The following is a 21,372-nucleotide window of genomic DNA, read 5'->3' on the forward strand; positions in this document are numbered from 1 at the left end:
AAGCAATAATTGAAAAATTCATTTAGGTATCAAGCAATTCATTTTACTATTTTTGATATACAAAATAGAAGATACCAATCTTAAACAGGCTTATGTATAATCTCCCATACCACAAAGAAGAAAACGAACAGCTCATTAAGGAATTCATGGAGCAATATCCCTTTGCTTTTTTAACAGGATGCGATTCAAAAAATAAGCCTATTGCCACACAAGTACCGATTTTTATAGAAGAAATAGAAGGCAAAAAGGTCTTAAGAGGGCATATTATGAGAAATTCCGATCACCACAAGGCTTTTTTGCATAATGAAAATGTACTTGCAGTTTTTACTGGTAAGCACACTTACGTAAGCGCTACTTGGTATAGCAATCCTAATACTGCCTCTACTTGGAATTATATGAGTGTCCATATAAAAGGAATTATCAAATTTCTTGATGATAGTGAATTGGAAGATGTGCTGAGACTAACATCACTACATTTTGAAGATCAAAACCATCAGTCTGAGACTGTTTTCGATAACCTACCGCAGCAGTTTAAACAAAAAGTAATGGGTGCCATTGTTGGATTTGAAATAGAAATAAAAAAGATGGACACTGTTTTCAAATTAAGTCAAGAGAAGGATGAAGAAAGCTACCAAAACATTATTAAGAAGCTTAAGGAACAAGATGAGGATGGCCGAGTAATCGCAGCTGAAATGGAGAAAAGAGCAAAAGATATTTTTCCTGAGAATGAATAAAATAAATTATCCTAAAGAGGATTACATGGAATTCTGTTTGCTAGAATGAATACTAAACACCAAAAAAGTTAATCTATAGGTAATTACATCTAAGATTATTAGTTTTAAACAGCTAAGCTGAAAATTATCAAAACTTAATAACACAAAATGAAAAGAACCATCTTTACCATCACTCTAAGCCTTTTAATTGCTTTTACGGCATTTGCACAAGAAACTGTTTTGAAGCCAGTTTATTTACGAAATTCAATGGATTCAATTGCTCAAGAGCAGTTTAATCAAAGCTTAGAAACACTCTTTTCAGAAATCATTCAAGGCAAAATAAATGAAGATTTACTTACTCCAAAAAGGGCTGAGTTAACTAAATCAATACTTCAAGAATTTGTAACCTTCGAATCAAGAAAGGATAGCGCAGCAGCCGCAACTCAGGATAAACAATTGATTAACATTTATCCCATTTCAGATAATGAATATTTTCTGTCTGTAGCCTATGTGAATGGAGAATTAACACCAAATCCCATAATTTTTTACACTATAGATTTAATTGCCACAAAGACAGGGGATAATTTCACTTTTTCAGTTCCAGTAGATTATCTAACCCGATATTGGAAAACTCAAACTGTAGGGAATATCAGCTATCATTATAGAGGTGAACTAAACACAGAAAGAGCCAAAATATTTGATGAGAAAAACACTATAATCGCTGAGAAATTGGGAGTAGAACCTGAGAAATTAGACTTCTATATGTGTGATCATTATCAGGAAATCATGGAGTTATTAGGATTCAATTATTCTCTAACTTCAAATGGACAATATAGAGATGGTTATGGTGTAGATGCCAAAACTATTTTTTCTGTGATGGATAATGAGGATTTTTCACATGATATGTTCCATTACTATTCGGGTAAAATAAACGAGCGCATCAATAGAAATTGGATTACAGAAGAAGGTATTGCATATGCTTGGGGAAATGCTTACTACACAGACGAAGAAGGAGAAATGATTACACATTCCCAATTGGTAAAAGAGTTAAAAAATTATCTAACACAAAATCCTGATACTGATCTTTTTGAGCTCTTTAGTAAAGACATAAAAATATTCAAGCATTTAGCGCCTGAAGTTTCAACTCGATCTACCATTTCTGGAATCATTGCAATGGAAGTGGAAAAGCAAAAAGGAAAAGAGGGTATTTCAGCCTTAATCAATGCTGGAAGTCAAGATAGATTGAAAAATTATTTGACCGCAACAGATGATTTGATCGGAATAAATGAAAAGAATTTCGATGTAAAAGTAAAGGAATTGATTCTTGAAAATTGATTTAAACTAGCTTGTCAATAAACGATAACAATTTTATGAATTGAAAAACCCCTGCTTTCAGAATGTATATGAAAAATAAAAACTCTCCTGCTTTACTCTCTGAGAAACATAATTATTCACAGCACAAATTAATTTAGCCGAATAATTTACAGTATCTAGGAATAAGGTTACCCTGATTTAAATAAAAGAATAATAAGATAGAATTTATTTATTAAGGTTATTTATAGCTAACTCCCCCACTTTCGCCTTAAGCGAAAAAGCGGGCTGGAAGGTAAAATGGCGGGCAGGCGTAGGCATTTGCGTGAAGTAGCATCATTTTACCTAGTCCCGATAACTATCGGGATTGCCAGCCAATAGCTGGTCAGCCTCTGGCCGACATACTTTTTCATCAATGGAAAAAGTATGAATGATAAAGCTAGTATTAAAATGCAGCGTTTTAATTTTACCAATTAAAACAGCAAAAAGGAAAAGAGGGTGTTTCTGCCTTAATCAATGCTGGAAGTCAGGATAGATTGAAAAGTTATTTGACCGCGACAAATGATTTGATTGGGATTAATGAAAAGAATTTTGACGCAAAAGTAAGAGAATTGATTCTTGTAAATTGATTTAAACTAGCTTATCTATTTACGATAATAAAAGTATGAGCTAAAAAAACTGGCTTCAAAATGTATATGAAAAATAAAAACCCTGACTGTTTTGATCTATCATCGGCACAAAACTGATGTTTTCATTTTTCTTGAAAGGGTTAAAGTTTTTAAGCGGTTCTAAATAGTAAACCACTTCAGTTGCCAATATGCCTATGCCTGCTCCTACTAATACATCCGATATCCAGTGTCGGTCATTCATCATTCTGAAGGCACTTGTTGTAGTGGAAAAGAAATATCCGCTATAAGCTAAAAAAGGTGCGCTATCCCTGAACTCATGCATTAAAACACTAGCATTGGTAAAGGAAAAGGAGGTATGGCCTGAAGGAAATGAATCATTGGTGGAATTATCTGGCCTTGTTTTTAGCGTAATCCTCTTTAAACCTTGTGTTATTGCTGCAGATATAACATTTGATATAAATAGATATTTAGATTGATCAAACCAATGATTTTTAGCTTTTACACCTAAGGCATCTGCAATATACATTTCTGCAATGGGTACGAGTTGGAAATAATCATCAATTTGCAATTGAAAATCATTACCCACTTTTGCTCTTATATCATATCTCAAATCCTTTTCGAACTGACTATTATTAGCAATAATCCCTGCTGTTATCATGGACAAAGGCAGTGTAGAACTTTTTAAAAAGCTTTCCTTTGTTTCCAGAGAATCTGAATCTTTTTCAGCAAAATCCTGAGCTTCAAGATTGAGGATATTAAAGCAAAAAATGAGTACAAGTATAAATTTCATTATATATATTTCTATTAACCCAATCCGTTAATTTAGTATATGCATTGCTTTTGAATCATGCGTTAAGAAATACAGTGGACAGAAAATAAATTCACCTTTTATCTTTTAAATATCTAGCACAACTCCTGCAAAATATAATTATATACATTTTTTGCTTTGCATTGGATGTAGTTTAACTTCACTAAATTTAATTCCTCGCAATTAACCAATTCCGATGAAAATAGTCAGGATAATTTTCAAATATGTTTTATATTTTCTATTAATCCCCATTTCATATGTAGCTGTTTCTTTTATATTAGGTGCTATCACAGTTGACAGAAGTGAAACCCAAGAAAGCTCTGATAAAACCATATATCTAGCCTCAAATGGTGTTCACTTAGATATTGTCTTACCAAAGGAAAGTATAGATTCGTTATTATTAGCTGATTTAATTTATAATGCTAATGAGGACTATTTAGCGTTCGGATGGGGTGATGAAAACTTCTATTTAAACACTCCTACATGGGGGGATTTGACCATGAAAACTGCCATAAAAGCTGTTTTCTTTAAGAGCCCATCATTAATTCATATCACTCGTTTCCGGAATAAACAAAGAGATTGGATTGAAATTAAGATAACAAAAACAGAACTCAGGAGATTAAACAGCTATATATTTCAGACTTTTATACTAAATAAAAATCAAGAGAAAATTTTACTGAAAGATCAGGGATATACTTTAAGGGATGATTTTTATAAAGCAAAGGGACACTTCTACTTATTTAAAACTTGTAATTCTTGGGTGAACACAGGCTTCAAAGAGAGTGGATTAAAAGCTTGTTTGTGGACTCCTTTTGATTTTGGCCTTATGAATAAGTATAAATAACTTTAAACAAATTGGCAAAGTGAGCAAAATTAGTCCTAATTTTTTACGATTTCTGATCTCACTACCTACAAAAATCTTATCTCGAAAGAATTACCTTCTTAGTATTTAAAAAATCTTACTTAGTCGAATAGGCTTAGTATATTGAAAATAATTGATCTAATATTGTATCAACAAATTTGGTGGAATAGTCTCATCAACTAAAAGAAAGTTCACCTTCTCATCATCCATCATTTTATCTTACATTTTTAAAATGATTACCCATGAAAATTTTATTGGTAGAAGACAATGAAATAGATGTTATTCTAACCACTTCCTACCTGGAAGAAACTTATGAGGAATTAAAGCTTGAAGTTGTTACGAATGGAGCTGATGCAATTGATTTCTTATTACAGCAACATGAACATTCACATTTTGATGAACCTGATTTGGTTCTTTTAGACTTAAACTTACCCAAAATTGATGGTTTAGAAGTCTTACAGGTTATAAAAAACACTCCAAATAAGAGCCATATTCCATTTATCATTTTATCCACCTCTATTTTAAATTCAGATAAAAATTTTGCACTTGAAAACGGAGCGCTTTCCTATATGGAAAAGCCATTGGATGTAGAATGCTTGAAAAAAATTATCTCTAATAATAGCATTTTAACTAAGGATTGATTTTGTTGCCTGCTGTCAAACTAAAATGGGATGAAAGCAGCAACACTGGCAGAGATTAAAAAAGAACTGAAGCACAAATCAGAGGAGGAGTTATTATTCTATTGTTTAAGTTTATCAAGATTTAAAAAGGAGAATAAAGAACTTCTTACTTATCTATTGTTTGAGGCTTCAGATGAGGAAAGCTATATCCAATCAGTTAAAGCTGAAATTGACCTACAATTCTCCGATATCAATAACCAGAATTACTATTGGATGAAGAAGACCACAAGAAAAGTATTAAGGCTTACAAGGAAATATATTCGCTATTCTAAAAAGAAAACAACCGAGGTAGAATTACTGATCTATTTTTGTCAGAAAATGCTCTCATTGTCCCCATCTATTAAAGAAAATACAGTTTTGAATAATTTATATGAACGCCTGATCGTATCCATCCGCAAAACCATATCTAAAATGGAAGAAGATTTGCAGTATGATTATACTCTTCAACTCGATGAAATACTAGTAAAGAAGTAAAAATAATAACAAACAACTTTCAACTTTTTTAAAGATTTTAGAACAGCTATTAGAAAGTTATTCTAGAGTATAAATTTGATATCATTGAATAGAACCATGACACTCAATTAGAATTTTAACAGAAAATACCTTCAGATATTATGATCCATTATTAACCTACAACAGTTAAAGAAATTCAGAAACTAAAACATCAATAATGCCAAAATAAAATCGCTAGCCAGATTGAAGGGAAAGTAAATCATTTCCAAATCCATTACTAAAACATTCTGAAATCATAATAAAAATCATTTACTTTTACAGGATAAACTAAACCTTAAATGAACAAAAAATCATTCCTCCTAATTTTGATTTCAATAGTTTGGATATCAAAAGGATTTGCTCAACTTAATCATGCTATAAAAGCTGAAGTTGCTTACCTTCAATTTGGATTTAATACGCTGAATGTTGATCCAGGACCAATTGGAAAGGATACAATTTAAATAATGAAAATGGGATAGATTTCACTATCGTAAACTCACTTAATTTCAAAAATAAATTCTTAGCTGGAGTTGGCATTGCTTACTTAAATTTTGAAGGGATTAATGGAGTATCCTTATTTTCTGATTTTGAATACTTACCATTAAAAACCAGATTAACTCCATTGATTAATTTGAAAATCGGCTATAGCCATATTTGGAATCAGTATGAAAACGGCAAAGGGACAGGCTTAACAGAATTTAATCTCGGTCTCAATTTCAGACTCTCTGAAAAAATAGATATCTACTCTAAATCTGGTTTTTTAATGACGCAACAATCTTTTTTAGTACCTATCAGAATAGGTATGAAATTCTGTAGAAATTAACTCAAAATCTCCCCAATTGGATTAGATCAAGAATTTTAAAGTGGTTAGAAAAAGAATATATCAAAACATTCTTTTGCAATCTATTTAGAATTTTTACGATTATAAAATAGGGTGAAAAACAATTTAAAAACAACTATGTTAATAGGCATGAAATTTGTTTAACCCATACCTAAAGAATTATAACCTTAATAAATTATCAACCATGAATAAAATTATAAATATTTCGGTTTTCGCTTTACTATTATTATTTACTAGCTGCGCAACGCTTTTTACAGGCACTAAGCAAAAAGTTTCCATTGATTCAGATCCACAAGGTGCTGAAGTAATAATTGATGGTCAAAAACTAGGGGTTACTCCAACAAAGGTCAAAGTAGATAGAGAGTTGGATGCACTACTTTATGGAGGTAAAGAAATTCAATTAATTTTGGATGGCTATAGAAATCTCGGTTATGAATTAGATGCTAGATTAAACACAGTGTCTATCATAAATTTTGTAAACCCTCTATTTTGGGGAATCGACATAGCCACTGGAGCAGTTACAAAATATGATAATTATTATAATTTTAGATTGAGGCCAATAGAAGGAAAAACTAACAATCCATACACCTCAAACAACATGGATAAATATGAAAAATTACTCAGTCTAAAAAAGTTATTAGAAGAAGGTGTAATTACACAGGAAGAATTTGAAAAAGAAAAAACTAAAATTCTTGGGGAAGAATAAAATAAATGGGTTTCAACTATTACCTCAATAAAGTAATACTACCTGATCTTGCAATTCCACTTTCCTCACATCTAATTACATAGTAATAGACTCCATCTGGGACTGGACTTCCGTTAGAAGTCCCTTCCCAATCATTTTTGTAAGGCTTAGCTTCATAAATTTTATTCCCTTGTTGGTCGTAAATTTCAACGCCACATTGGGTGAAGTTTTCTATATTTTCTATTTCCCAGAATTGCGCAATGGCATCATTATTAGGAGAAAAGAATTTCATTGGAGTTATTCTATCCCCAATATTTGTTTGTTCATCTACCTCAATTACAATTTCTGCACTTCCAAAACAACCATTTTCATCTTGCCCTTCCACTTTGATTGTAGTAGTTGTTGATGGAGCAATTTCTATTTCATCATCTGTGAAATTTAATACCGTAGAATCCATAGTCCACTCATGATTAACTAAACCTGAGGCCGTAATAGAAACTGTATCTCCTTGACTAATAGCCATACTGGAAGCGGTTAGTGTTACATCAGGAATAGGAAATTCATCAATTGAAATTTCAGAAACCCCTTCACAACCATTTTCATCTGAAACATTTACAGAATATGTGCCCCCTTCACTTACTGTTATGGTTGAGCTAGTTTCTCCTGTATCCCATTCATAGGATTCGAATGAATCATCTACTGACAAAACCACACTGTCTCCTTCACAAATAGAATTAGCAGTAGCATTAATGGCTACATTAAGTGCTCCATTGATAACAATTTCTTGAGAAATTTGTGATGAACAGGAAGAAAAACCACCATAAGAAACATCTAAAGTGACCTCATATGTTCCTGATGAATTGTAGGCATGTGTAGGGTTTTGATCTGTCGATGTATTTCCATCACCAAAATCCCAATCATATTGAGCAATTGATTCATCTGCTACTGTTGATTCATTTGTAAAATCTATGGGCACTTCAATACAAGCAGTGGAAGGTAAGCTAAAGTTTACATCAGGTGGTGCTAAAAATGCTATTTCTAAAGTATCGGAATAAATCTTAGGGCAGAAGGTGTTTACTTCATCGGTAATTTCAACATAATAATCACCAGAATTGGGTGGATTAAAAGAGGCAGAAGTAGCACCAGAAATCGGAGATGCGCCTTCATACCATTGAAAGCTAAAATCAGGATTATTTGGACTTACATTAAGATTAACTGTTTCACCTTCACAATAAGTACCTGCACCCGATTGCTCTATCAAAAAATTTGGGGCAGAAATTACATCGACCACAATGCTTTTAGTTTCTATTATACAGCTGCCAGCATAAACATCCAGATAATAACGACCAGCTTTATTTGCATTAAAATTCTCAACATCAACACTTAGACCCGCTTTGGTGAAGTCTTGTGGTCCTCGCCATTCGTAAGTTGTTGCGCCAACATCAGTTGAAGTCAAGGTAAGAGTACCTCCGCTACAAACGGGATCATTAGCACTAATATCAGCACTAGGCAAAGCGCCAGCTGAGGTGATATTAACCTCAATTGCTTCTGATATTTCAGCGCAACTTCCTTCATCAGAAATTATTGTAACAGTATAGTTACCTGAAGCTGAAGCGTCATTCAATTCTATAAAACTATCTGGTCCAGACTTCACTGTAGTTCCATCTTGTTGCCATTCATAGGTCAAACCTTCAATATCTTGCGTTTGTAAAACTGTTGGATTCCCTTCACAGGCATTAATTGGACCTTCTGGTGTTATCAAGGGTTTAATACACCTATTATTTCTTAATATAGAGATTTTTGAAGATGGGATATTATTGCTTTCATCATCCACACTAGAAAAAACAATATCTGGTTTACTATCTCCATCAATATCACCAATTCTCACATTTCTATTGATAAAATCAACAGGCAAAGACACTTTTGTGAAATTTAATCCCCCAGAGCCATCATTGTTTAATAGATTCACCGTTTTATCATCACCAATGGTAGAAACTATCATATCAATATTATTATCCCCGTCCATATCACCAAAATCAAGCCCCCACGGTCTAAGGTCAGTGAATATACTCTGAGCGGAACCAAATTGTGGTGTGTCTCCAGTGCCACTAGTTTGATTAGTAAACAATACAACGGATGAACTTAAAAATAAAGTAGCTACAATGTCTGGTTTATTATCATTATTAAAGTCCCCAACTTTAAGATTAACCAGAGTACCCGATGTATTAAATTGTTCAAAATCACTAAAGGAAAAATCTCCAGGACTACTTTTATTAGTCGCTATATAAAAACCTCCTCCATCTGATAGGAATTGATTTGTTATGATCTCGGGTTTACCATCCCCATTTAAATCTTCTACATCTAATCCAGCCGTACTTCCAGCATTATTAACAGTTAGCTCTATAATATTTCCATCAAATGAAAGATTACCACCTGAAGAGGTATTTTTAACAATATAAATTTTATTACTCGTTTGATTGGAAACCACTAAATCTGGTTTTCCATCAAGATCCATGTCTTTTATCACAACACGTTTGGTTGATGCACCAGCTATAGGAATATCTTGAATATTAAAATTTGGACTACCGGGAGTACTAGTATTAACTAAAATAATTAGTCTATTCCCATCGTTCCCCTCTGTAAACACTACTTCAGGTTTACCATCTCCATTAAGATCTCCAGCAGTAAGATTTAAACTTGGTGCACCTAGGTTGAGTTCTCTAGGCACCATACTAATATTGTCAGGAGTACTTACGTTTTGTAATAGTGTGGCTTTATTAGAATTTGAATTTGAGCCTATTATGTCATTTTTACCATCTCCATCAATATCACTTATAGTAACATCATAATGCCCACTTTCGGCATCGAAATTAAGTTGCGTATCAAAATCAGAACTTTCTAATCCTTGTTCTCCTCCATAGCTAAGCATAAAGTGATCTCCACTATAATAGAAACGAGTAGAAGAGTTAAAGATGCTAATATTGTCATAGGTAGCTCCACTAGGTACCTGAACTTCAATCAATTGATCGGAAACGCTTATTATATTTCCTTCAACACTTCCGAAAAAAACTTTATCAGCCCCATCAAAACCATTCCCTTTAATATCAACCAACTGGCCTGAGTATCCACTTTTTGGAGTTATAGATTCCACAGAAGTCGTTTGTCCAAAAACAAATTGATTAGCAATTATTACTAAGCAAAATAAAAGAAAATATTTAGGTGAGAATTTCTTCATATCGATACATAAATCATTTCAGTACCATTAATTTACGTCAACAACAATAACTTTAACATCCTTAAAGTTCAATAATTCTTCTGCTGCTTTTTTGTCTTTATTAGCATCCCTTCTTGAGAATGTTTCATAAATATATACATAATAAACTCCGTTTTTCTCATTATAAAAAATATCTGCTGTAATATCTTCGTCCTTTTTCAACTTTTTCACTAAACGATCTGCAGCATTGAAGTCCCTAAATTCTTCTACCACAACATAATATTTCTTTTGTTGTATTTGACCTTCTTCCCCACCCAATTGTACATCTTGACTTGAGAACCTTGGTGCCTTTTCTTGTGACCTTTCAAGCGTTCTTAACTTAGGTCTTTCAACAAGTTTTTTAATTTTATCACCTAATGTGAATCTAAGTTGAATTTCGTGCGATCCGTTCGCAATTCCATTAACTAATTTGCTTGAAGGTTCATAGGCATAGCTAAACTCCAGCTTTTTCATCTTAAAACCCACAATCCCAGACATTCCATAGTTAAGCCGGTAAGAAGCCCCAACCCAGAAAAGCTCATTAAAACTTAGAGTACTTAGCAATTCTATTCTTTGCCCAACCAGATCAGAATACTGATAGAGTGCATAAATTTGAAAAGGCGAATAGATATCATCCATTCTAACACGGCTTTTAAATTTACCATTATATCTGGTGACAAACTTATAATCAATACGTTTCTTGTAATAGGCCATCAAAGTAACCTCGCCAAAAGGGGATAATTCAAAAGCTTCAAAGTTCTGAGCATTAGAATACTGAGGTTGGAATAACCTAGGCAAGGAAGCTCCAAAGTTAATTCCACTTGCAGTTTCTAACTTCAATCCAACATTTGAAATAGGCTGGATATTATTGTCAAGAAAATTTGAAATGGCTGGATCACTTAAGTCTTGAATTTGAGAAAAGTCAATACTATTAGCTGTAAGTCCACCAGAAATCCCGAAATGGAGAGTTGCTGTTTTGGTTAGATCAACATAATAAGAATAAGTAACTAAAAAATCATTAGTTGATAAAAGCCCCCTATTAAAATTCCGTAACGTAGCACCCAATCCATATTTTTTATAGTCAAAGGGTGACTCAAATGTTAGGGTTGTTACCACTGGAGCTCCCTCTACTCCTCTCCATTGTTGTCTATGATTTAAAGATACATTTCTAAAAGGATAAGCGGCTGCCTCTGCTGGATTATATAAATAAGGGGTTGTATAAAAATGGTTGTAAACAGGTAAGTCTTGCGCAATGGAGGAAAGCACACTAAAAAATAAAGAAAACAATAATGCAAAGATAAACTTAAACATAGAAAGGGGTTAACTTTTATTCTTTCCTTCTGTAAATGACCAAATAACAATTAATTACATAACAAAAAGCCAAGATATTAAATACCTATTCAATTAGCAGCATATTAAATCACAAATTTAATATTTTTTTTAAGCATTTTTTAATGGATAGTGTATACATTTCGTTAATTTTAGGGTTGGATTACACCTATTTATGAATAAACTTAAGATAAATAAAAAGAAATATTTTAAATTAAATAAGGCTATTGTTATCCCAGTGTTAATTATAGTGCTTTATATTTTTAATATAGAACAAATAAATGCCCAAATATTTATTGGAGCTAAATCTGGTGCTAGAGTTTCATTATTAAAATATGAAGATTTAGCAAAAGAAGACTTTAAAAGAAAACCTTTTTTTGGATACAGTGCTGGCTTGGTTACGGCCTTTAAAGTACAGAAAAGGTTCTTACTTCAATTAGATATTTTATATACTCAGGAAGGAAAAAAAATAGACGGAGTTAGTGACCCTTCCATACAAAATTATGCTAAATACCATTATTTAAACACCCCAGTAGTTTACAAATTAGATTTTATTGAGTCTCTAGGCAGTAGGACATTCAAATGGTATGTGGGAGCTGGCCCAAATGTTAATTTTTGGTTGGGAGGAAAAGGCAAGTTAAAGTCAGTTGAATTGCAAGAGGAAAGTATCGATCAACTCGATTACACTATCATTTTTGAAAACAAGCCCGCTAATCCAGAATTTGGAGCTTTATACATCGAAGAACCCAATAGATTACAAGTTGGATTAATTCTTTCAACTGGTATTGTACTTGAACCTAATCCAGGTCAATCCATAATGATTGATTTCAGGTATGAATGGGGACACAGCTATTTGGCAACTACTGAAGGCAGGTTTACAAATGTAACTGCCTATGAAGATGATTTTACTGCAACAAGTCAAGCATTTCAGATATCTGTTGCTTATATTTTTGATATAATCAATAAAGGGAAAAAAGTAAAAAAGATGTACTATGAAAATAAATAAACTCCTTGAAATTGATAGTTTAATTCATAAGAGCATTTTAAAAAACATCGCTTTAATACCTTATCTATAGTTTTTATCTTCTTAATAGAATTTTCTATTACATTAATAGAGAATACATGCCATTTCATCGATATTTTAATAAATATCATCGAATTTATTACATATGTGGCTAATGTTCACTAATAGTTAAGTCTTATTCTCAACTTTTTTATTAATATGCAAGACAAATCAAATCCTTAAAGTTATATTGGTTCGTAAATTCATACTACTATGAAAAAAATTTTACTTTTATCAGTTTTTGCATTATTTTCAATAAGTTATATTCAAGCTCAAGAGATTTGTAATGACGGAGTAGACAATGATGGAGATGGTCTTATTGATTGTTTTGATGGCGATTGTTCAGATAATAGCGATTGCGATGGTTTCTACCTTGGGAACGATGCCTCATGTGAAGCCGAGCCCTCAGAATTTCCTCAATTTACTTTGCAATTAGGCTATCAGTCTAGAAATGATGCTTCACTTAATTTAAGCAGAATAGCAATAGGTGATTTAGATCGAGATTCAATACCTGAAATTTTATCCACTAACAGATATGATGATCGAATTTTTATTTTAAATGGTGATGATGCCACTATAAAACATCAAGCTACCACCAATAATCCAAGTTTCAGATCTGCTGCAGTTGCGAATCTTGAAGATGATAACTGCGCAGAAGTATTTATCATTAATGAGAATTCAACTAATAATTATACTATAAGCGCATTCGATTGTGAATTGAATTTATTATGGACCTCTGAACGATTATATAATGATCCTGTATTTTTGAGTTTCGCAGATTTCGATCGGGACGGCCAAGCAGAAATGTATTATAAGGATGAAATTAGAGACCCTCTCACAGGAACTCGTTTAGTAGAAAATTCTGGAACCAGCTGGAATGCTTTGCCAAGTGGTGGAGTAGCAGTTGACATAGTGGGGGATGATGATTTAGAACTGGTTCTAGGAAATAGGATTTACTCCGTAGAACTAAATGCTAGGACGGTTGATGCAGGCACATTAACAACTGTAGCCACCATGCCTTCACCCTATCAAACGAAAAATGGGAGTTATCAATCAGCCCAAAGTGCAACTACATCTGTGGCCGATTATAATTTGGATGGTAATTTGGATGTAATCGTTACAGGTGCTGACGGAGGAAATGTATCAACTGTTTTTCTTTGGGATGTAATTAATAATAACGTTAAGAAATTTAGTGATCCAAGAGGTACTGGTGCTTATCAATTTGGTTGGGTTCGAGGAATGGGTAGAGTTAATATTGCTGACTTGGATGGGGATGGACAATTAAATGCCGCCTTTGTATCAGGAAAATACCTTTACGCTCTAGATGAAAATTGGGAAGCCTTATGGGTTGATGCATTAGGTGACCCTGCTCCAGCTGACGTAAATGAAGAAACATCAGGAATTACGGGCTGTACCTTATTTGATTTTAATGGTGATGGAAAATCAGAAGTAGTCTACAGGGATGAAGATTATCTTTACATCCTCAACGGAAATGATGGAAGTATAAACACCCAAATCTATTGCCGTTCAAGAACTTCTGTTGAATATCCTATAGTAGCCGATGTAGATGCTGATGGCTCAACTGAAATCTGTGTAGTTTGTACAAGTAATGATCATAGACCTGGCACTCCAGGAAGAAGTTTGAGTTTAAATACTCCTGCTGAGGTTAGAGTCTATAAATCTGGGGGTGAGCCATGGGTGCCAGCCAGAAGAGTATGGAACCAACACGCATATTTCAATGTGAATGTCAATGATGATTTAACCATACCTCAAAATCAACAAAAACATCAATTGATATTTTCAGACGGGGTTTGTTCAACTGGCCCTAATCGACCATTAAATAGCTTTTTAAATCAATCTCCATTTTTAAGTTCAGATGGCTGTCCAACTTATGCTTCACCAGATTTAAATATAATTGAATCTTCTTTTTCAGTAACTCCACCTGTTTGCCCTGAAGAAGATTTCACCATCAGCTTCGATTATGAAAACATAGGGGATGTACCTTTATCAGGTGATGTACCAATCACCTTTTATGATGGAGATCCTTTAGTTGCTGGAACTAATAAACTAAACACTATATTAATACCGCTTAGTAACTTTGCTGTTGGGAGTTTAGGCTCTGCAGTTGACATAGTAGTAAATGGTACAGGTGGCCCATTTACACTTTATGCTGTAATGAATGATAATGGTTCCTCTACTCCGACACCAATAGAACTTCCAAATTCTAATTTTTTGGAATGTGACTATGCAAATAATATTATTTCAGCTGAAATAAATCCTACTCCTTTTACACTTTCAACCGAAAGTACTAACAATATAACTTGTTCTTCTGGAGGCGTTCCTCCTAATGGTTCGGCAAGAGTTTTTAGATTAGTCAGCGGGACAGAAGTAACAGCCGATTATGATTTCTTTTGGTTTGATGGAACTACTGTGGATGGCACACCTGACTATACCGGTGCAATCTATACTGGTTTGAGTGCAGGAACTTATACCGTTTTTGCTTCTGATAAAATAGCAGGATGTAGCTCTGATACAGTTCAAGTAGTTATTGAGGATAGTACCAGAACAATTAATGCCGATATTACATTAGATAGAGGAAACGATAATTGTAAAAATCCTAATGGGAAATTAACAGTTAGTGTTAACGGTGGGGAACCTGTAGGAAATTATGAATATGAATGGTATGAAGGAAATACAGTGGGTGGTGGTTTACAAATAAGTAACAGCCATGTTGCTACTGGATTGGAATCAGCTACATATACTGTTTTGGTCACTGAAAAAGCAACTGGATGTCAAACCATTGAATCCTTAGAAGTACCAGATAATACCGTTACTCCCGATGTCACGGCTACAGCAACTGATATTGAATGTACTGAAACCAATTCAGGAAGTCTTTCTGCTAATGTAGGTGGGGCAACCACTGGATATACTTTCGAATGGTATGAAGGAACAAGTGAAAAGCCAACACCTGACTACACTGGAAGCACGGTGAATGGTTTACCAAAAGGAAGTTACACAGTTAAAGTAACTGACAACAGTACTGATTGCGAATCAGAGCTTGTTACTGTAGTTATTGATCAAACGCTTTCTCCTGAAATAGATGATATATCAAGCACAGAAAATAATTCATGTGATAGCAGCAATCCAAATGGAACCGTAACGGTTTCAATAGTGGGTAATACCTCAGAACACACCATAGAATGGTTTGCTGGCGGAAGTACCACTACTGCTGTTATTGGAACAGGAGTTTCAGTAGATGGATTAGCTGGTGGTGAATATACTGTAAGAGTGACTAATGATGATACAGGTTGTGCTGTTACTGACAGAATCACTCTTAACAATAACATAGTTATACCAGAACTAAGCGCTACTTCAGACCCTGTCACAACTTGTTCACCACTTAATGGTAGAGTTGAGGCATCTGTCGATATAGGTGATGTAAGTGATTATACGTTCTTTTGGTATGATGGTACTTCAGTAAAATCTGAAACTGACCACTCTGAAACAGTAAATGTTTTAGATGAGTTAGCGCCAGGTTTTTATACTGTCCAAGCATTAAATAACAATAGAAATTGTTTAACTGACCCTATAACAATTGAAGTGGAAGATGAAGCTATCATTGCAATAACTCAAACAAATGATGTTATTGCACTCCCAAATGATTGCCAAACAGATAATGGTGTTTTAGAAGTCGAGGCAAGTTCACCTAATAATAGCTCTGGCTTTCTATATGAATGGTATGCTGGATCAACGGCAACTGGAACTGCATTTTTCTCTGAAACCATAGTTTCAGGCCCTTCTCAGGCTACGGATTTAACATCAGGTCTTTATACAGTTGTTGCAACAGATTTAGATAACCAATGTTCTAATTCGCAAGTATTCGATTTACCATTTGCAGATGCACCTAATTTAGATACTTTATCGGTCACAAATGCCACTACTTGCGAACCTAATGATGAAGGTAGTATTACCGTAGAATTAACGCCTACCACAGCAGCTATTGATGAAGGTGATTATACCCTAAATATATATAAAGGTGATGATGTAAATGTCGCTCCCTATGATAGCCAAGGAGGAATTAACGGCACTTCAACCTATACATTCTCAGGACTGGGTGATGGTAATTATATTATTGAGGCTATATCCATTCCAGCCTTAGGTAGTTGTTCAGTTTATACATTTGCGGAAGTTGAATTAGAGGTTACAGACCCAATTGTGAATGTGGTCAATAGAATTCCCAATACAAATTGTGAAGATCCTTTTGCCAATGGTTCCATAGAAGTTAGTGTAGACAATGGATCTGATGCATCATTTTTCACATTTAACTGGTTTGAGGGTAATGATACCTCTACCCCACTAGGAACAAACATTGGGAGTACTTCTGGAACAAATGGTGAAATTGCCGAAGGTTTGATTGGTGGAAGTTACACAGTAGAAGTGACAAACGATTCTACTGAATGTTCTACAATTCGAACTTTCAGCATAGTAGATAACCCTGTGGTAGTATCTATACCTTCAAGTGATATAGAAATTTCCAATATTACCAGATGTGATATAAACGATAGTGAGGTGACAATTACCAATGTTTATGAAAATGGAATAGTGGCTGATATGAGTGACTATACTTTCACTTGGTATGATGCCGATGATAATATATTACCTAACAACACAAATACAATTAGTAATCTTGAGGAAGGCACTTATTTTGTTAGAGCAAAAAACACCAATACAGGATGTGAAACCTCATTAATTGAATTTTCTATTGAAAATGAGATTGTTGAACCTTCTATAAGCCTGGATTTCACTAACCCAGAAAGATGTGCTATTAATTCTCCAATAGCAGGGGAATTACATGTTACTGCTACAGCTCCTTCTGCTACATTCTCTTACACTTGGTATAATGGTGAAGAGGTTTCTGGAACTGTTGCTCAAACTGGACCTGATTATGTAGATTTGACTGAAGGTTTTTATACAGTAGAAATTTTCGACAGTCTTTCAAATTGTTCTTACATAGAAACTTACGAATTAGTAACAGAAATAAATACGGTTAATATTTCAACATCTGTAAATGCTGTTACGAATTGTGATTCCCCTAATGGTTCTGTATTCGCTACGGTTACCTCCGATGGAAATTATACTTATAATTGGACTGATGCCAATGGAAACTCAATTGGGACCACCAAAGAGATAAGCTCACTTCCAGAAGGAGAGTATACAGTTGTGGCAACTGACACCACAGATTCTTTTTGCGAGGCTACTGCAACCGTGGAAGTTCTTAATGAGCAGATCATACCTCAGATTACATTAACAGAAATTGCACCGTTAACAGTTTGTGATTTATCAAGAGCAAATGGAGCTGCAAATGCTTCTGTAGATGGTGAGTTTATTGGGTATACATTCGAATGGTTTGAAGGCAATTCAGCTTCTGGCAACATTATTCATGTTGGACCTGAGTATTCTCAAATGGAAAATATAACCTATACTGTCAGAGTCACAGATAATGTAACTCAATGCGTTAATGAGGAGAGCATCACTATTTCTGATGATATACCAGAAGTTGAAGATCCCACAATAGAAGTAATTGCCAATGACACCCATTGCCAAATCGATAATGGAGAGTTGAGAGTTGATGTAGGTGGGAATACAGGTAATTACATATTCAACTGGTATAGAGGAGATGATGCAAATGGTTCCGCATTCGCTACTGGAGATATAATTAGAGATTTATCAGAAGGAGAATACACAGTAGTGGCAACTGATGTAAGAACTGGATGTGACTCGGAACCAATAACAGCAGAGATAATAGAAGATTTAACTTATCCTGAGTTAGAAACTGAAACCACAGAGGCAAACTGTAATCAAGATAATGGCTCTGCCTCCGTCTTTGTCACTAGTGACATTGACATTGCTAGAATAGAATGGTTTACTAGTTCGGGTACTTTTGTTACCAGAGGACCTAATATGACAGGTGTTTCAGCAGGAGACTATATTGTAAGTGTAATAACTTTAAATGGCTGTAAAGTTGAACAAGAAGTTAATATACTATCAGAAATTAATGCTTTTAATGGTATCTCAAGAAATGGCGATAATGCAAACAGTTTTTTCAAAATCGAATGTATAACATTATACCCAGACAATATTGTAAAAATTTACAATAGAGCTGGAACATTAGTATACCAAGAAGAAGGCTATAACAATAATGACATTAAATTTGATGGTGTATCTAATCGAGGGATAAATGTAATGGGAGAAAATCTACCTGATGGCACCTATTTTTATATAATTGATAAAAGAGATGGTTCAAAGCCTAAAAACGGCTATTTAGAAATTGTAAACTAAAATTATGTATAACATTATAGCGTTTTATTCATCGTTCTCTAAAAGTAAATAAAAAAAGATAAAATCCCCATTTCTGTTAATGTGATTTAAGAGCATTAAGAATGATGAATAAAACGTTGTTGGACTGAGCCGATGGGACTATGGGCATTGTATGTGTGTACTAGCTGCCGAAGCCTCACCCTGCCAATAGATAGCAGGGTTTTTGCCAGTTGGATGCTGATTTTGAGGGCTCGGTTTCATGCTAAGCTTTATTTATTAGACGTAGTTTTCCTGTTGAAGCTTTTCTCGCTTCTTGTAAAAGCTACAATCTTTCAAAGAACTGTCGGTTAGTTTAATACTAGCCAGGTGTTTTCTGTTTTGGCAACGGTACTGCCTTCATACTTTTTGTCTTGCATTTAGGACATTCAGCAGGGTCGTTCCCTGTTATTTGCCTGTACACTTCCAGGCCGTTGAGCCCTTCCAGCACAGGAAAGTAGGTGACCTTATTAATGATAAGGTTACAGTCTTCCCTGGCCTGTTTAAGGTTGGACAAGGACATAAAACCAAAATACCTGATTTTGCAAAACCCGTCAGGCAGGACATGCTGCATGAACCTTCTTATAAATTCTTTCGCCTCTAGGCTCATCACTTTTTTCAAGCCACCACAACGGTAGTCTTTATACCAAAAGCTCACCTTTCCATTTTGATGGCTTTTGATCCTTTGGTTACTTATGGCGACCCTATGGGTGTAATTACCTAAGTAATTAATGAGATTTTCCGAGCATTTAAAAGGCTTTTCGCTGTAAACCACCCATTTGGTCTTATAACACTGCTGTTTTAATTGTTCAAAGTGGGTGCCTTTAGGTATTTTGAGCCGGTCATTCTTGAAGGATGCTTCTAACAGCTTGAGTAAAAGACCCCTAAACACAGCACTTAGCACCTTCACGGGCAAGAAATAGTTGGGGTTGGAAGGAATCCATTCCCTTCCATCTTCGGTCAATCCTCCCGCAGGCACTATCATATGGATATGCGGGTGATAATCCAGGTTTTGTCCCCAGGTATGTAATATTGATACCGCACCTGCCTTTGCCCCCAGATACTTGGGGGTTTTGGCGCACTGCATCAAGGATTGGCCAGCTGCTTTAAAAAGTGCGCCATAAGTCAATTTTTGATTAATATAAAACAGCTTGTTCAAGCAGTGAGGCACGGTAAAGACCAAATGAAAATACTTGGTGGCAGGCAGGTTTGAAGCCAGTTTGTCGACCCATTTGGCCTTTCTTATAAATTGGCATTTTGGACAATGTCGGTTTCTGCACGAGTTGTAGGCCTGCTGATTGTACCCACAATTATCACAGCTGTTAATATGCCCTCCCATAGAGGCACTCCTGCATTGGGTGATGGCCTGATAGGCTTTCTTTTGTACGGGGCAGAGTTTTGCGGTATTCAAATAATCCGCTGCGTGTTCAATGAAGATATCAGCCAGTTCTGTTTTCTGTCTTTTGTTTTCCATCGCACCATTTTTAAACTTTCATATTGTCTAGAGGGGAGCAAACACTAGCTGGGTCTAGCTTAGTAAGATGCAGGTAGGCCGTAGTGGTCTTTAGCGAGGTATGCCCCATAAATTGCTGTATCAGCCGTAAGTTCACGCCTTGCTCCAACAGGTGTGTGGCAAAAGTGTGGCGCAGGGTATGGAAGGACACCGCTTTTTTAATACCGGCAAGTTCGAGCTTGTTCTTTACGATTTTAGCCAGAGTGGTTTCTGACAGAGGCTTCCCTTTGCTGTTTTGAGGTTCAAACAGGTACTTCTCGGGACGTGCAAATTTATAATAAATACGCAGTACCTCAAGTGTCTTGCGTGAGAGTAATGTGTAACGGTCTTTCTTGCCTTTACCCTGCATGACCCGAACCTGCATTCTTTGAGAGTCGATATGATTAGGCAGCAGGTTCAAAAGCTCATTTCTCCGCAAGCCTGATGAATAGGCCAACATAATAATAGCCTTATGTTTTAAGTTGCGGTTCACGTTGATCAGCCTTTCCATTTCCTCAATGGAGAGGACGATCGGAAGCCTTTTAGATTTTCTAGGACGTCTAATCTTAAAATCTTCCCACTCCCTTCCCAAAACATCGGTCTGCACTATTTTAAATGCACTGATGTACTGGTTCACAGTAGAGGCTGACAGGCCTTTTTCTATCACTACCTTGTGAAGGTAGTCTTTAAACTGTGAAAGGGTGATGGTCTCGAGCGGTAAACTGCTCACTTTGGCCATGTGGGACATCAGTGAACAATAGGTGTTTACTGTGCGAAAACTGTAATTCCGGAATTCCAGCTCTCTTTTGAGATGCTCTAAGGCATTGCTTTTTGTTTGAGTTTTCATAATGGTAACTTGT

At 35.0% G+C, this 21,372-nt stretch carries 14 protein-coding genes; 9 read left to right on the forward strand and 5 right to left on the reverse strand.

Annotation, left to right across the window (positions count from 1 at the left end; translation table 11 throughout):
- Positions 1-92: 92 nt before the first annotated feature.
- Positions 93-734 (forward strand): FMN-binding negative transcriptional regulator, encoded by a 642-nt coding sequence (locus tag ABWH96_RS17910; RefSeq protein ID WP_375578874.1) that lies wholly within the window; start codon positions 93-95, stop codon positions 732-734.
- Between the two features lie 147 nt (positions 735-881).
- Positions 882-2,048: a hypothetical protein gene (locus ABWH96_RS17915; RefSeq protein WP_375578875.1), complete on the forward strand. Its 1,167-nt coding sequence runs from the start codon at positions 882-884 to the stop codon at positions 2,046-2,048.
- A 660-nt stretch (positions 2,049-2,708) separates the two neighbouring features.
- Here the strand turns inward: ABWH96_RS17915 and ABWH96_RS17920 are convergent.
- Positions 2,709-3,443, reverse strand: a complete 735-nt coding sequence (locus ABWH96_RS17920) for a phosphatase PAP2 family protein (RefSeq protein ID WP_375578876.1) — start codon at positions 3,441-3,443, stop codon at positions 2,709-2,711.
- Between the two features lie 214 nt (positions 3,444-3,657).
- Here ABWH96_RS17920 and ABWH96_RS17925 point away from each other — a divergent pair, with 214 nt between their 5' ends.
- From ABWH96_RS17925 to ABWH96_RS17945, 5 genes are all read left to right on the forward strand, one after another.
- Complete coding sequence (locus ABWH96_RS17925; protein ID WP_375578877.1) at positions 3,658-4,305, forward strand: DUF2459 domain-containing protein; 648 nt, start codon at positions 3,658-3,660, stop codon at positions 4,303-4,305.
- Between the two features lie 260 nt (positions 4,306-4,565).
- Entirely contained in the window at positions 4,566-4,964 is a 399-nt protein-coding gene (locus ABWH96_RS17930) for a response regulator (RefSeq protein WP_375578878.1), read from the forward strand.
- Positions 4,965-4,994: 30 nt separating this feature from the next.
- A complete protein-coding gene (locus ABWH96_RS17935) occupies positions 4,995-5,477 on the forward strand; it encodes a hypothetical protein (RefSeq protein WP_375578879.1) in 483 nt (160 codons plus the stop codon).
- A 317-nt stretch (positions 5,478-5,794) separates the two neighbouring features.
- The gene (locus ABWH96_RS17940) at positions 5,795-5,956 is read left to right on the forward strand and encodes a hypothetical protein (RefSeq protein WP_375578880.1); all 162 of its coding nucleotides are present in this window, start codon (positions 5,795-5,797) and stop codon (positions 5,954-5,956) included.
- Between the two features lie 564 nt (positions 5,957-6,520).
- Positions 6,521-7,042, forward strand: a complete 522-nt coding sequence (locus ABWH96_RS17945) for a PEGA domain-containing protein (RefSeq protein ID WP_375578881.1) — start codon at positions 6,521-6,523, stop codon at positions 7,040-7,042.
- Positions 7,043-7,061: 19 nt separating this feature from the next.
- Here the strand turns inward: ABWH96_RS17945 and ABWH96_RS17950 are convergent, their stop codons facing one another.
- Both ABWH96_RS17950 and ABWH96_RS17955 read right to left on the reverse strand, forming a co-directional pair.
- Positions 7,062-10,256 carry an FG-GAP-like repeat-containing protein gene (locus ABWH96_RS17950; protein WP_375578882.1) on the reverse strand — a complete coding sequence of 1,065 codons (3,195 nt, stop codon included), beginning with the start codon at positions 10,254-10,256 and terminating at the stop codon, positions 7,062-7,064.
- Between the two features lie 27 nt (positions 10,257-10,283).
- The gene (locus tag ABWH96_RS17955) at positions 10,284-11,585 is read right to left on the reverse strand and encodes a PorP/SprF family type IX secretion system membrane protein (RefSeq protein WP_375578883.1); all 1,302 of its coding nucleotides are present in this window, start codon (positions 11,583-11,585) and stop codon (positions 10,284-10,286) included.
- A gap of 193 nt (positions 11,586-11,778) precedes the next feature.
- Here ABWH96_RS17955 and ABWH96_RS17960 point away from each other — a divergent pair, with 193 nt between their 5' ends.
- Together ABWH96_RS17960 and ABWH96_RS17965 are read left to right on the forward strand one after the other, a co-directional pair.
- The gene (locus ABWH96_RS17960) at positions 11,779-12,609 is read left to right on the forward strand and encodes an outer membrane beta-barrel protein (protein ID WP_375578884.1); all 831 of its coding nucleotides are present in this window, start codon (positions 11,779-11,781) and stop codon (positions 12,607-12,609) included.
- Positions 12,610-12,879: 270 nt separating this feature from the next.
- Complete coding sequence (locus ABWH96_RS17965) at positions 12,880-19,005, forward strand: gliding motility-associated C-terminal domain-containing protein (RefSeq protein WP_375578885.1); 6,126 nt, start codon at positions 12,880-12,882, stop codon at positions 19,003-19,005.
- Between the two features lie 337 nt (positions 19,006-19,342).
- Here ABWH96_RS17965 and ABWH96_RS17970 read toward each other — a convergent pair whose 3' ends face one another.
- On the reverse strand, positions 19,343-20,494 hold the full coding sequence (locus ABWH96_RS17970; RefSeq protein ID WP_375578886.1) for an IS91 family transposase: 1,152 nt from the start codon (positions 20,492-20,494) through the stop codon (positions 19,343-19,345).
- A gap of 10 nt (positions 20,495-20,504) precedes the next feature.
- Positions 20,505-21,359: a tyrosine-type recombinase/integrase gene (locus ABWH96_RS17975; RefSeq protein WP_375578887.1), complete on the reverse strand. Its 855-nt coding sequence runs from the start codon at positions 21,357-21,359 to the stop codon at positions 20,505-20,507.
- Positions 21,360-21,372 lie beyond the last annotated feature (13 nt).

Source organism: Marivirga tractuosa, assembly GCF_042140215.1.
Lineage (GTDB): Bacteria > Bacteroidota > Bacteroidia > Cytophagales > Cyclobacteriaceae > Marivirga > Marivirga tractuosa_A.

Bases quoted from the DNA above. Each gene is read 5' to 3' on its own strand.
- ABWH96_RS17910 (WP_375578874.1), top strand. From the start codon at position 93: ATGTATAATCTCCCATACCACAAAGAAGAAAACGAACAGCTCATTAAG.
- ABWH96_RS17915 (WP_375578875.1), top strand. From the start codon at position 882: ATGAAAAGAACCATCTTTACCATCACTCTAAGCCTTTTAATTGCTTTT.
- ABWH96_RS17920 (WP_375578876.1), bottom strand. From the start codon at position 3,443: ATGAAATTTATACTTGTACTCATTTTTTGCTTTAATATCCTCAATCTT.
- ABWH96_RS17925 (WP_375578877.1), top strand. From the start codon at position 3,658: ATGAAAATAGTCAGGATAATTTTCAAATATGTTTTATATTTTCTATTA.
- ABWH96_RS17930 (WP_375578878.1), top strand. From the start codon at position 4,566: ATGAAAATTTTATTGGTAGAAGACAATGAAATAGATGTTATTCTAACC.
- ABWH96_RS17935 (WP_375578879.1), top strand. From the start codon at position 4,995: ATGAAAGCAGCAACACTGGCAGAGATTAAAAAAGAACTGAAGCACAAA.
- ABWH96_RS17940 (WP_375578880.1), top strand. From the start codon at position 5,795: ATGAACAAAAAATCATTCCTCCTAATTTTGATTTCAATAGTTTGGATA.
- ABWH96_RS17945 (WP_375578881.1), top strand. From the start codon at position 6,521: ATGAATAAAATTATAAATATTTCGGTTTTCGCTTTACTATTATTATTT.
- ABWH96_RS17950 (WP_375578882.1), bottom strand. From the start codon at position 10,256: ATGAAGAAATTCTCACCTAAATATTTTCTTTTATTTTGCTTAGTAATA.
- ABWH96_RS17955 (WP_375578883.1), bottom strand. From the start codon at position 11,585: ATGTTTAAGTTTATCTTTGCATTATTGTTTTCTTTATTTTTTAGTGTG.
- ABWH96_RS17960 (WP_375578884.1), top strand. From the start codon at position 11,779: ATGAATAAACTTAAGATAAATAAAAAGAAATATTTTAAATTAAATAAG.
- ABWH96_RS17965 (WP_375578885.1), top strand. From the start codon at position 12,880: ATGAAAAAAATTTTACTTTTATCAGTTTTTGCATTATTTTCAATAAGT.
- ABWH96_RS17970 (WP_375578886.1), bottom strand. From the start codon at position 20,494: ATGGAAAACAAAAGACAGAAAACAGAACTGGCTGATATCTTCATTGAA.
- ABWH96_RS17975 (WP_375578887.1), bottom strand. From the start codon at position 21,359: ATGAAAACTCAAACAAAAAGCAATGCCTTAGAGCATCTCAAAAGAGAG.